Raw genomic sequence first — 12,576 nt, forward strand, 5'->3', positions numbered from 1 at the left:
GTCAAGGCGCAAAATAAAACTGCATTTACGACAACCGGGGTTAACTCTGTGTTATCTTTTGTTTATTCCTTTCTCATCATTGATTCATCGCTTTTGATGCCGCTATGACCGCCTGGTTAATCTCCCTGATCCTATCCAGCTGCATCTTCTCTACTTTTCTATCATAGGTAAGCAGGCCATTTACTTCGTGTTCTACGTCCGTTGTCTGGGTATAAATGGCTACGCTTAGGCCTTTGTATCTCATCAGCTGTTCGACCTGTTCGAGTAACAGTACATAGCGGTCTGTAAGTGCGGTTTGCGTGGGCTCATACGCGTAGGCATTATTTTCTACCGGCCACATATGCCCGCGGGTAAACAACCCTACGCCGCCAAATTCACCTAATGAGGCGGCACGTTTAGCGTCTGGTACGGATGCTTTGTAGGGGCCTACATAAATATGGGTATCTACATAATCTCCGTTTCCAGGGTCTCCATAGGCTTTTTGGTAGTGTGGGTTATTATTAAATCCGGAATTGCCATTCACGAGCCGGGAGACATCATATGCTTTTACCCAATCGGTAATTTCCTTCACATCAAATGCACCCCAGTTTTCGTTAAAGGGCACCCAGGTAATGATGGAGGGGGAGTTATAATGTTCATCTATGATTGCTTTCAGCTCCTGACGGAACTCCTTGCGGGTAACGGCTGTATCTTCATCCTGATACCAGATAGCGGGCATGTCCTGCCAAACCAATAGCCCCAGTTTGTCTGCCCAATAGTAAAAACGCTGGGGCTCCGTTTTCATATGTTTCCTGATAAGATTGTAGCCTGCTTTTTTGGTGAAGGAGATATCAGACTTCAGAGCTTCTTCGGTTGGCGCCGTTAGCACGCCATCCGGCCAGTAGCCCTGGTCCAGCAGCCCAAGCTGCATCAGGAATTTACCGTTCAACAACGGTCTTACCACTCCGTTAAGCTTACCCAGTTTTATATCCCGCATGCCGAAGTAGCTTTTCACTTCGTCTGCGATGCTGCCATCTGGATTGTATAAGGTTAGTTTAAGGTCGTACAAAAAGGGCGTATCAGGCGACCATAATTTGGGGTTTTCGATGGGCAGATAAAAATGTGTACCAGTCTCTCCGGTTGCCGTTGAAACGATCTTATGGCCGTCAGCCGCTTCTGCAGCTATCTTGTTTGCACCATCGCTGTAAACGAATACCAATAAACGCTTAGTGTCAAGATCAGGCAATAAGCGGATACTTCTAATATAGTGACTGCTTACCGGCTCCAGCCATACGGTTTGCCATATACCGGAGGTAAAGGTGTAGTCGCCGCGGGGGCCGTTCTTGCCGGAGGGCGTTTTGCCGTCATTGAGGTCCTGCGCTGCCACGATCAGCGTATTAGTACCCGCTTTTAAAAATGGCGTGATGTTGCAACTAAAGGCATCGTATCCGCCCTGATGAGCGCCTGCTTTTTTCCCGTTTATGAATATGGTAGCGTTATGGTCAACGGCGCCAAAATGCAGGATGATCTGTTTCCCTTTCCAGGCTGCCGGTATTTCGAAGGTTCTCCGGTACCACATATTTATTTCCTGTTTGCGCCGGATGCCGGATAAAAAGGATTCCGGGCAATAGGGTATTAATATTTTTTCATGTACATCGTCAAAGGAGGCGGGTAATTGCGGATGCAGGGCATCAGGCGCTTCCTTACCGCCATAATAGTCCCATTTCCCGTTCAGGCATATCCATTGGTCTCTTTGCAGCTGAGGCCTGGGATACTCGGATAGCGGAATGGAGGCTTGTATGGCGTCGTTTGTCCAGGGCGTAGGTAGTTGTGCTACCTGTGCGGAGGCATTGACATATACAGCGGTGAAAAGTAAGGATGTTAGCAAGGTCCGGTAATAGCTCATATTCAATTGGATATACCGGTATAATACAAATATTTTAGTTCAATTTGGTTAGAATATTTGTGGTATGAGAGTAGATATTTATTCCGCTCTTAATGCCCTTACCGGATTCATTAGCGCGGCCCTTAGTGATTGTAAGCTGATGGTAAACAAGGCAATTATCATTGCCATCAAGCCGGCCAGGGCAAAGGTCCACCAATGGAGCTCAATGCGGTAGGCGAAATCTGCCAGCCAGTGGCTCATCGCGTACCAGGCAATAGGTACTGCGATCATGACAGCGATCAGTATTAACCTGATAAAATCCCTGGACAGCAGTGCCAGTATGCCCGGAACAGATGCGCCCAATACCTTACGAATGCCTATTTCTTTTACACGTTGCTGCGCTGTAAAAGTGGCCAATCCAAAGAGACCAAGGCAAGCGATAGACACCGCCAACACGGTAAATATCAGGGATAGCTGTTGCTGCTTTTGTTCTGCGCCGTATTGCCGGGCGAAGTTCTGGTCAAGAAAACTGACATCAACCGGATTGTTGTTGTCAAATTTTTTATAGACGGCTGCCAGGTAGGCAAGTGCCTGAGGCGTTCTGGCAGTATTGATCTTTACATACAGGTTATCTTCCATAACAGCCGCCGGGGGCATGATCATCACCATCGGTTCTACTTTGTGCTGCAGGGAATAGGTATGAAAATCTTTTACCACCCCAATGATGGTGCGTTCACCTACCGAATCCTGCCCTTCCATATTGAAACGCAGTCTTTTCCCTACTGCCTGTTTCCAGCCCAGCTTTTTTACCAGGGTCTCATTCACCAGGGCTGCACCAAACTTATCCGACTGGGAGAAGGCAGTGAAGTTACGGCCGGTGAGTGTTGTAATCTCCATTGTGGGAATGTAGTCCGCATCGATCATCAGCTGTTCGCATACCACTGAACTGGGGTCGAAGCTACCATCTTCCTTTTCGAACCTATAACCGAATCCGCCCAGATCATTATTACCGATAGGGTTACCGGCTGCGGCCACGCCGGTGATCAAATTGTTCTTTAGTAACTCCCCTTTCAGGGCAGTTACCTGCTCCCTTACTTTTTTATCGTGGATATGTAGCGTAAATACCTGGTTTTTATTAAAACCAAGGTCTTTACGGGAAGTGTACTGTAATTGCTGGTAAATGACCAGAGAGCCAACGATCATGACCACTGTGATCACAAACTGGAAAATAACGAGCGATTGCCGGAACAAGGCGCTGTTAGACAGGTTACCTGTGTGTCCTTTTAAGGCGGGAATGGTCTTAAAACGGGCCAGGAAAAAAGCCGGGTAAGCGCCGCTCATTACTCCAGTAAGCACAGCGAGAGCGGCCAATCCCAGCAAGGTGGCGCCCTTACCAAAGCGCCAGATGGCCAGCTCTTTACCTGTAAGCACGTTAAAAAATGGTAATAACAGTATGAACAAGAAAAAGGCCATCAGGGCTGCCAGGCAGGTTTGCAACACGGCTTCTGTTATAAACATAGCCGCGAGCTGCCGGATGCCAGATCCTACCACTTTCCTTACTCCTATCTCCCGTATGCGGATAGTAGCGCGGGCAGTAGAAAGGTTCACATAATTGATCACTGCTATCAACAATACCAGTAAAGCAATGGCCGAAAAAATATAGATCTTGCTGATGCTGCCGTTGGGACCTATCTCAAAAGCCAGATTGGAATGTAAATGAATGCTGGTAAGCGGCTGCAATTCCATTTTATAATCATCGATCTGCATGCGTTTCCGGATGGTCTTATCAGCAAAAGCAGGCAGCTTGCGCTCCAGCTGTTGATGATCCACCCCATTCTTTAGCAACAGATAAGTATAGACGTCGAATTGCTGCCAGCTGCCTTCGTAATTTTCAGGCAATGAGCGTAGCGCGCTGAAATGCAGGTGTGTATTGCCCGGCACGTCTTTAATGATGCCCGTGACCTTATTGGGAAAATTGTTGTCGAAATAAACGGTCTGGTTAATTGCCTGTTCGGGACTGGCAAATAATTTCCGGGCTATTGATTCGGTGATCACGATGGATTGGGGAGAAGCAAGTGCGGTGTTCGGATCTCCAATGATGAAGGGAAAGGTGAATACTGCAAATATGTTCTTGTCAGCAAAGAAAATGTCGTTGGCTGTTATCTTTTTGTCGTTGTGCCCGATAATACCACCGCCTTCCGTAGATATGCGGACCGCTTCTTCTACTTCCGGAAACTCTTCCTTTAATGCCGGCGCAAAAGGCGCTGAAGTAGGCGCTTCGTGTAAATCGTTACTACCCCAGCGGGCGTGTTGTACCACCCGCACAATACGATCTGCTTTCTTATGAAAGCGGTCATAGCTTAGTTCATCCCCTACGTAAAGAGCGATCAACATAAAACTTATCAAACCGATGGTGAGCCCCAGGATGTTGATAAGGGAGAAGACCTTGTTTTTCCAAAGGTTCCGCCAGGCGATCTTACAATGATTTTTAAACACGGTGCAGGAATTTTCTATGGGGAAGCAAGAATGCTGCCATTCGTGTAAGATACGTTATATGCCACTGTTGCATATATTTACTTTTTTGCAATTGTTCGAATATGGGATATGCTGTCCGGAAATGGACGGAGTATTGGTAACCAAAATGACGGGGGACGGCCTTTACCAGATATCAGAAATCATTGGAAATCCGTCACCCGGTATGATCTAATTTCACCCTGCGGGCATAAATTAATGCTCCCTTACCACGGACTAATTCCTGTTTCCGGCGCATTGTCATCACTAAAGAACTGACCTGTGGGCCCATCGGAACCTAACATGGCAGCCTTTACCACCCTGGCAGCAGCATCTGGTACAGTTCCGGGGCCAGTGTGATTGTTAAAATCTGTAGCCGTATAACATGGGTCAACGGCATTTACCTTAAATGGCGTGTCGCGCAGGTCATAAGCCAGCACAATAGTATAGGCATTAAGGGCCGCTTTGGATGCAACATAACAAGCCGGTTTTACCAGAAAATGTACCCATGAGGGATCATTTTGTAACGTGAGGGAGCCCAGGCCGGAAGTTACGTTCACAATCCTTGGCTCCGGCGACTGTCTCAGCAGGTCTATAAATGTCTGTGTTACTGTTATTACGCCAAAAAAGTTTGTTTCGAATACCTGTTTAAACACATTGATATCCGCTTCCAGTGGCGGCTGCGGCATATCTCCATGTATACCCGCATTATTGATCAGCACATCCAGCACCCTGGTTTTCCCACCCAGCGTTTCACGGGCGGCCATTATAGATGCAGGCCGATCTACATCTATCTCTACAGGCTCTACCTGATCTAAGCCTTCTGCATGCAGCTGACTTGCGGCGTGTTCCCCTTTTTTCAGATCCCGGCACCCCAGATACACATAGTAACCTTGCCTTAAAAGTTGCCTGGCTGTTTCAAAGCCAATGCTTTTGTTTGCTCCTGTTATCAGTACTGTTTTCATATTTAAATGTATAATAGTACAAAGCTACAGAGAGCCAGGGGCATGGCTGTAACACATCCAATGGTATTAATGGTACATTTTACGGATGGTGCTACGATACTCAGCCGGCGTTATACCGGTTTCCCGCTTAAAAAACCGGTTAAAATAAGAAGCATCTGAGAAACCAAGATCAAAGGCGATCTCCTTCAATGTGTTATGGGTATGAAAGAGTAAGCGACGGGCTTCCAATACCAACCGTTCATGAATATGCTTAATGGCTGGCTTACCGCTTTGTAATTTCACCACCTCACTTAAATGGCCAGCTGAAATATGTAACAGCGAAGCGTAATCACCTACCTCATGCATTTCGCGGAAGCACTCATTTATCCTGGCCTGGAAATTCTTTATTAACAGCTTATCGGCAGAAACGACGCCTTCCTTAAATTGCGCTGTATACAACCGGCTCAGATAAGTAAGGAGCGTGGTGAGGCAAGCGGTGAGCATACGTTGCTGCCATTCACCGGGGGTGTTGTTCTCTTCGTTGATCCTGGCCAGCATATCTTCTACAAAGTCCACATCAGTTGCTGTAAGTAGCAATTCGTGACCGTCTTGTGGGTTCTGGATCAGTGGCAGCTTACTTAGTGAAGCGTTTTCCTGAAATGAGAGAAATTCCTTTGTAAAAGCGATACCTGTGCTCCATAACTGGTCAAATTCTTCCTTTACTATGATATGATTAGGCCCCGAAAAGTAAATAGTATTGTCTTTAAGTGTATATGGCGTCATATCTATCCATTGCCGAACGCCAGCGTGCCTGATAAAAACAACCAGGTAATGATCCTTCCGGTGAGGAATAAGCAATTCTGACTGATGAGGCAAGCTACCTTCAAAATTATATACTCTAAAATATTTATTACCGGTTGCTTCATCGGGCGTTAAAGCATAAACCGGCAATTGCTGATTGTGGTTAAGTACATACATTTCTTAAAGTTATCATTTTGCCGTAAACAACGAAAGAGGTTTATGATCCTGGTCCGGCTTATCACCGCTCCATTAACTTTACAGCCTCTTCATCCTTATACCGGGCTGCCAGTATTCGCAGCTGGTGTTTTAAGCTGTCTGCGATCTGTGCATATGCTTTATCCTGGTACACATTGTGCATTTCACCCGGATCTTTTCCAAGATCATAAAGCTCCCAGCTGTCTGTGGGACCATAGAAATGTACCAGGGTATATTTTTCCGTTCGTATACCGAAATGGGGGTATACATGGTGGGGCTGAGGAAACTCATAGTAATGGTAATAGGCTGCCTTACGCCAGTTTGCAGTATCGCCTTTTAGCAGTGGCAGGAAGGACTGCCCCTGTATATCTGCCGGCACTGATACGCCTGCGATGTCCAACATGGTAGGCGCCCAGTCAATGTTCACCATCAGATAGTTGAAGGTAGTGCCGGGCTTTATCACACCGGGGTAGCGTATCAGGAAAGACGTTTTCAAGGACTCTTCATAGATAAAGCGCTTATCGAACCAGCCATGCTCTCCCAGGTAAAAGCCCTGATCTGAGGCATATACGACCACGGTATTTTTTGCCAGCCCGCTTTGGTCGAGGTAATCCAACAGGGCGCCAATGTTCCTATCGAGAGATCTGGCTGTTGACAGATAATCTTTCAGGTAGCGTTGGTATTTCCAGCGAACGAGGGTCTCCCCTTTGGGCTGCAGCTGGTCAAAGTCACGGCTTACTTTACCCTCGTAATAATCCCGGAAGGTTTTCAGCTGACCGGGGGTAAAGCGGTTGTAGATAGGCCCTCTACCGTAATCTGCGTGAACCTTCAGGTCTTCTTTCAGGCGCATGGTCTTCTCAATGGTCATATCCTGGTCCTTAGCCGCTACGCGGCCTTTATAGTCATCCTGAAAATTGGGCGGTAAGGGGAAATCGATACTGTCGTAAGCGCCCAGATCCTGCAGGTCAGGGAGCCATTCGCGGTGGGTAGCTTTATGGCCTACTACCAGGAAAAAGGGCTGCGTAGTGTCGCGGTGCTGCAGCCAGCCGATGGAAGATTGCGTGATCAGGTCTGTCACATAGCCGGTATCGCGGGTGGTGTGCCCGCCTTTTTCGATAAAGTCCGGGTTATAGTAATCTCCCTGCCCGGGTAGTATGCGGAAATAGTCAAAGCCCTGTGGCAGGCTGTTCAGGTGCCATTTCCCGATCCAGGCGGTCTGATAGCCATTTTGTTGCAGGATACGGGGGAACAGCTGCTGGGATGCGTCAAACCTGGTGGTATCATTTAGCTTAAAGCCGTTCATATGGCTGTATTTGCCGGTGATGAACGTTGCCCGGCTAGGCCCGCAGATGGAGTTACCTACCAGGGCATTCCTGAAAAGAGCGCCTCCGCGGGCAATACGGTCTATATTAGGCGTTTGTACCAACTTACATCCATAGGCGCTGATAGCCTGGTAGGCGTGGTCATCTGAAAGGATAAATATAATATTCGGGCGTCTAGCAGCGGCAGTGTTGTCTTTCTGCGCCCGGGCGCAGGCACTGGTCAGCAACAAAAACAGTAGAAACAATAATTTAATGGGATCACTCATCTTTCCAATGTTTTACATGAATGTTTATGGCGCGGCTACAGTTTTTCATCATTAAGATATAAAATAACCGCTTTCTTTTCCGATGAAATCAGAGATGAGGGGCATGCATGGATCTGGTAAGCGCATTTTATGCATTGAAAAAATTTCAGTAAATTAGTAAGGTTAACTATTCCTCAGCCCTCAAAATAATTAATCCTATGCGGACAAATGCCTATTTGCCGTTTTGCCTGATATCCGTCTCATCACTTGTGATAACACTCCGGATCCTTGCCAGCAAAGAATACTATTAGCAGCCCCTAAATTATATGCTGAACAACCACTCCATGGCATTGCCCCAAGGCCAAAGACAGGAGAGGATTATTTAAATACTATTCCACTATGAAAAAGTTCACTCATCCCAAAAAACTTCAATTGAGCAAGATCAAAATTGCCAGTCTCAGTAAATCATGGCAGCAGGCGTTGAAAGGAGCGGGTGTTTGTTTAACCTCCCTAGCCCAGACCACCTGCCCTAATTGCACCCCCAGAGAAACCGTTTTTGATTGCGTATGATATGCTGTCACGACCCTAAAAACCATATGCTGAACAACCGCTCCACGGCATAGCATCCAGCTAAAGACAGGAGAGGACTATTTTAAATACTATCCACCATGAAAAAGGCCACGAATCCCAAAAAACTCCAATTGAGCAAGATCAAAATTGCGAACCTCAGTAAATCCAAACAAGCAGCATTGAAAGGCGGCGGTATCTGTTTAACGTCTTATGACGAGACCTCCTGCCCTACCTGTTCCCGTAAGGAAACGCTTTGTAACGCCATTTAACGGGCAAAAGACAGACAGTGCCAGCGGTTGGCATGATAATCCCTGGCACTGTTTATCTATGGATTCCCCAGAAGGCACACCCACCACATTAAAATAATAAAGTATATATTTAGCCTTCTAAGGGGACAGTCACTATAGCTATAATGATTGATTTTGAACTATGCAAACATTTAATGATCAAATACAGCGAATAAAGGATAAACTTCCGGAAGCCCGGAAAGCGGACAAAGAGCTTAACGCATTTGGCGCCAGCAGCCATAAATATCAGCTCAATAATCCTGTAACAGAAGAAGAAGCATTGAAGTTTGAGCAAGGGTATAGTATTCGTTTACCAGAAGATTACAGATCCTTCGTGCTTCAGGTAGGAAGTGGCGGCATTGAGCACGAATATTCGGGGGCGGGACCTACTAGAATTTATGCTTTAGGGAAAGGATTAGATCAGCTAATCCCACATATTGCCGGAGATTATCTGAAAGAGGCCTGTATCATTTACCCAGGAATGTCTGATGAATACTGGGCATCATTGACGGAAGATCTTCGCAACAACCATCATAAAATGGATGAGTCTGACTATGTAGATGCAACAGGTAAAATATTTGGCGGAATTCTTTTTATGGGGGATGATGTTGGGATTGTTTTAAATGGTCCACATATGGGCAGGGTGGTACATGTAGATTCATATGAATACAAGCCTGTATTTGCGTCTGAAAATAATTTTTTAGACTGGTATGAACAATGGCTTGACGGGATAATCTCTGGTGAACTGATAAGCCCGTATTCCAACCGGTTTGATCATACTATGGCTGGTACAGATATAGAAACAATCCGTGCTTTTGTGGATTCAAATATTCCTGGTGAACAGGACAATTGTTTGTATACCCTGCTGAGGAGAGAGGAGATCACGGCCACCACCATACAAATTATTGAAGCTCAACTTTCAACCAATGCGGGGAAATATAAGGAGCTATTGCTTCAAATACTCACAAAGTTTGATTACCAAAAGGCGAAGCCACATTTAATTGAGTACTCGCAAACTAAGCTTGCGTATGCGCTCATATTTGTTAATACGTATGCAAAAGACAGGTGTATTGAATGGATTACACTGATATATGAACATATAGACAGCATTAATGATTATGGAACCTTTAATGCATGCCTCCACTTGCTTCATACAGCAGGAATTGAATCAGGCCAGCTACTGGTTCAATTCGCACAAAAAAAAGATGAGCACATACGAATATCTGCACTTTATGCCCTGGGAAAATTGGAAGATAAGGCAGATTTTTTAGATGCTTTTATACAAGGGCTAGCGGATGACGCTCCTCTTGTGGTGGATGCTGCTTTACAAGCGCTTGCCGGCATAAAAGATCCCAGGCTTCCGGTACTTTACGCTCAAATTGCCGAAAAATTTGCCGGAGAAAAAGGGAAACGTATATATTATCTTGCGGAGCGGTTAGCCGAATATGGATTAACCCATAAGAAAAACTAAACAGCTATATCAGAACTCAATTCTTTATATGTACAAGTGAACATTAAGAAAGAGCAGCTGGACCGTTTTTTCCAGGCCAAACTAATAACGCCTGCGGTCGATGCAGATTGGGTATCCTGGTGGAACAGCCGTGAAATGTACTCGCCATCAGAGTTGTCAGACATTCCTGTATATTCTAACGCCACCAATGGCGAGATATTTACCACGTTTTTAACAGATCCGCAAAGCGTCAGCTATGAACAGCGATCAGCGACAACCAGTACTTCCGAGCTTGACCCAGCCTTACTTGCCAACAGCTGCTTACATTCAAAGCGGCTACTGGTTTATAGAATTATGTGCCTGCTTAAAATATCCTTATAATTTGCGCCGAAGCCCATTCAGAAACCAGGTTTTGCGTAACTTCTCGTTATAATTCGCCTTGTATTATGGCTAATGGAAGCAAATCACCACATATCCTCAATACTTCTACCAACCTGCTTGGGTTTTGTTTAATTGTACTGACCTCTATTAAAGTCATGCATTTTAATAACAGCACCCTTATCGACGATAGCACGGGCATTGCTTCGCTGTTATTAATGGCCAGTTGTTTTCTTTCCTTCTTATCTATGCGGTCGAATGACGCACGGAGGAGCGAGCGGCTGGAAAACGTGGCTGATTATGTTTTCCTGATCGCGCTGATCTGTGTAAGCGTTACCATTGTTTTCGTGTCTTTTAACCTGATCTCCTAGATCTGCAAGGAGGTCCGTTGCCGCTATGGCTGCCGTACCATCCAGAATTCGTACCTTTAATTACATATGCGACCGCATGTTATCAATAAGCCCCATTATTGCCCCACCTGCCTCCATAAATTCAGCGGCGGCTATTGTTATAACTGTGGCGAAAAGTCCGTAGATCTTAATGAGCATGGCGTGAAGAAGTATTTAACGGATGCGCTGGATGCGTTTACACATTTTGACGGAAAGTTCTTTAAGACGATCAAATACCTTATGCTTTACCCCGGCAAGCTGACTGTAGAGTATTTTGCCGGGCGGCGGGTAAAGCTGATGAAGCCATTGCAGTTATACCTGGTCATTACGCTGCTTTATTTTATCTTCCAGAAATCGTTTGATTTTTTCTATAACCACCTGGAGTATGTTGTTACGCAGCACGATCAGCTCTCGCTTCAGGCAAAGGAATTGGCGCTGGGTAAGGCGGTGGCAAAGGGCTTGTCATTCGAAACCTTCACGCATACATTTAATCACGCGGCACAGGATAATGCCAAGGTCTTTATTTTCATACTCATTCCTGTACTGGGCCTGCTTTTATATATCCTGTTCTATCAGCGTTACAGGAAATACGTGCCCCACCTGATATTTGCCACCCATTATTTCACCTTCTACCTTATTTCCTGGGCCCTGTATACCCGCCTGATCGCAGAACCGCTGATACATAACCGCCAGGGCTGGCTTTATGAGCACAGGGAATGGTTATGGGGCTTCATTATCCTGATGAATACCCTTTACCTGGTATTGGCGCTCCGGCGTGTATATGCTAATAACTGGGGCTGGACTATTATCAAAGGGCTTATAATAAGTCAATTGATGATCTATATAGGTACCGTGTATAAGCTGTTTATCACCTTCTTCACGTTATGGACCATTTGAGGGCGATAGACGATCAATGTAAATAAGCATACTGTAAGCATTCATTCATAGTTTTCCGGCCAGCTAAAAAGGTGCTCCTGATGTGCTTTTTAAGCCGGCCGGGAAAACATATACCCTGGCGGGTGTTCTTTAAGAGGCACGATAGAAAATTTGCCTAACCGGCCTTTTGATAGCTAATAATTACCACCCCGGACTTTAATTGCGTTGCGCCTACAAATTGCAGCGGTTGCCTGGCTGCCATGCTGATCTTATCAAAAAGACGCACGCCGCCTTCATTGCCGGCTATCACCGGTTGAATGGAGAAATGGTATTCATCTACCAATCCCAGCTTTGTTAATGCAGCTACGAGACCAGGGCTGCCGATGGTCAGCATATTCATGCTGCTGGTTTGTTTAAAATTGTTGATCGCCTCCGCATCCATGCTTTTTACAATGATGGAGTTATTCCATTTAGTGGCCGCCAGGGTGGATGAGAATACAGTTTTGTCAATATCATTCAGTTTCCGGGCCATTTTAACCTGTGAAGCATGAGGGCTCCCACCTTCCAGGATGGGAGGCCATACGCCCTGGAACAACTCAAAGGTATTGCGGCCAAACGCCACCGTTTGCGTATTAGCAAGTAAACCATGCACGTATTCATGGAATTCAGCGTCTGCTATTACAAATTCGCTCCCTACAAAACCATCCGGCGTGGTATTGATCAATGCTATTAGTTTTCCCATAT

Annotated in this window: 11 protein-coding genes; 5 read left to right on the plus strand and 6 right to left on the minus strand. The window is 45.9% G+C overall.

Annotated elements, in window-relative coordinates:
* Window positions 1-76 precede the first annotated feature (76 nt).
* From F0L74_RS31590 to F0L74_RS31610, 5 genes are all read right to left on the minus strand, one after another.
* The gene (locus F0L74_RS31590) at window positions 77-1,885 is read right to left on the minus strand and encodes a glycoside hydrolase family 2 protein (protein WP_149841866.1); all 1,809 of its coding nucleotides are present in this window, start codon (window positions 1,883-1,885) and stop codon (window positions 77-79) included.
* Window positions 1,886-1,963: 78 nt separating this feature from the next.
* The gene (locus F0L74_RS31595; protein ID WP_149841867.1) at window positions 1,964-4,360 is read right to left on the minus strand and encodes an ABC transporter permease; all 2,397 of its coding nucleotides are present in this window, start codon (window positions 4,358-4,360) and stop codon (window positions 1,964-1,966) included.
* Window positions 4,361-4,602: 242 nt separating this feature from the next.
* Complete coding sequence (locus tag F0L74_RS31600) at window positions 4,603-5,340, minus strand: SDR family oxidoreductase (RefSeq protein WP_149841868.1); 738 nt, start codon at window positions 5,338-5,340, stop codon at window positions 4,603-4,605.
* Between the two features lie 66 nt (window positions 5,341-5,406).
* Window positions 5,407-6,102: a helix-turn-helix domain-containing protein gene (locus tag F0L74_RS31605; protein WP_246197895.1), complete on the minus strand. Its 696-nt coding sequence runs from the start codon at window positions 6,100-6,102 to the stop codon at window positions 5,407-5,409.
* Between the two features lie 256 nt (window positions 6,103-6,358).
* The gene (locus tag F0L74_RS31610; protein ID WP_149841870.1) at window positions 6,359-7,903 is read right to left on the minus strand and encodes a sulfatase family protein; all 1,545 of its coding nucleotides are present in this window, start codon (window positions 7,901-7,903) and stop codon (window positions 6,359-6,361) included.
* 378 nt (window positions 7,904-8,281) lie between these two features.
* On the opposite strand from F0L74_RS31610, the gene F0L74_RS34205 reads away from it, so the two are divergent.
* The 5 genes from F0L74_RS34205 (at window position 8,282) to F0L74_RS31625 (ending at window position 11,853) form a co-directional block, all read left to right on the plus strand.
* Window positions 8,282-8,452: a class I lanthipeptide gene (locus F0L74_RS34205; protein WP_188316247.1), complete on the plus strand. Its 171-nt coding sequence runs from the start codon at window positions 8,282-8,284 to the stop codon at window positions 8,450-8,452.
* Window positions 8,453-8,550: 98 nt separating this feature from the next.
* Window positions 8,551-8,721: a class I lanthipeptide gene (locus tag F0L74_RS33475; RefSeq protein WP_188316248.1), complete on the plus strand. Its 171-nt coding sequence runs from the start codon at window positions 8,551-8,553 to the stop codon at window positions 8,719-8,721.
* 160 nt (window positions 8,722-8,881) lie between these two features.
* A complete protein-coding gene (locus tag F0L74_RS31615; RefSeq protein WP_149841871.1) occupies window positions 8,882-10,210 on the plus strand; it encodes an SMI1/KNR4 family protein in 1,329 nt (442 codons plus the stop codon).
* Between the two features lie 425 nt (window positions 10,211-10,635).
* Window positions 10,636-10,938, plus strand: coding sequence for a hypothetical protein (locus tag F0L74_RS31620; RefSeq protein ID WP_149841872.1), 303 nt, complete (start codon window positions 10,636-10,638; stop codon window positions 10,936-10,938).
* A gap of 66 nt (window positions 10,939-11,004) precedes the next feature.
* Window positions 11,005-11,853: a DUF3667 domain-containing protein gene (locus F0L74_RS31625; RefSeq protein WP_149841873.1), complete on the plus strand. Its 849-nt coding sequence runs from the start codon at window positions 11,005-11,007 to the stop codon at window positions 11,851-11,853.
* Between the two features lie 154 nt (window positions 11,854-12,007).
* Here the strand turns inward: F0L74_RS31625 and F0L74_RS31630 are convergent, their stop codons facing one another.
* Window positions 12,008-12,574 (minus strand): dihydrofolate reductase family protein, encoded by a 567-nt coding sequence (locus tag F0L74_RS31630; RefSeq protein ID WP_149841874.1) that lies wholly within the window; start codon window positions 12,572-12,574, stop codon window positions 12,008-12,010.
* Between the last annotated feature and the right edge of the window lie 2 nt (window positions 12,575-12,576).

The organism is Chitinophaga agrisoli (assembly GCF_008386695.1).
GTDB lineage: Bacteria > Bacteroidota > Bacteroidia > Chitinophagales > Chitinophagaceae > Chitinophaga > Chitinophaga agrisoli.